This is a genomic window from Vogesella mureinivorans (genome assembly GCF_007644035.1).
GTDB classification, from domain to species: Bacteria; Pseudomonadota; Gammaproteobacteria; order Burkholderiales; family Chromobacteriaceae; genus Vogesella; species Vogesella mureinivorans.
Map to the genome: position 1 here is coordinate 1 of NZ_VMTV02000444.1, position 271 is coordinate 271.

At 38.0% G+C, this 271-nt stretch carries 1 protein-coding gene; it reads right to left on the bottom strand.

Features of this window, described 5'->3' with window-relative positions:
* The coding region (locus FLQ44_RS11450) for an alpha-hydroxy acid oxidase (RefSeq protein WP_147694470.1) at window positions 1-271 on the bottom strand (271 nt) is incomplete at both ends.

Sequence of the window (271 nt, forward strand, 5' to 3'; positions counted from 1 at the left end):
CCAAACGGGTTTGGTGCACATATTGATAAGATTGCCCAAGGTTAATTTTGGAGGTGCTGATAAGCCATTTTTAATGTCTTTATGACGTTGTCCCATGATTTGTAAATCAGCCGTTAACACCAATGCAGAACATTTAGCATTTTTTGCACGTTGAATAAGCTGTTGCATAAAATGTCGATCTTTCATCATGTACAGCTGAAACCAAAAAGGTTGTGTAGTTGCGGCAGCGACATCTTCAATCGAACAAATACTCATGGTCGACATAATATAA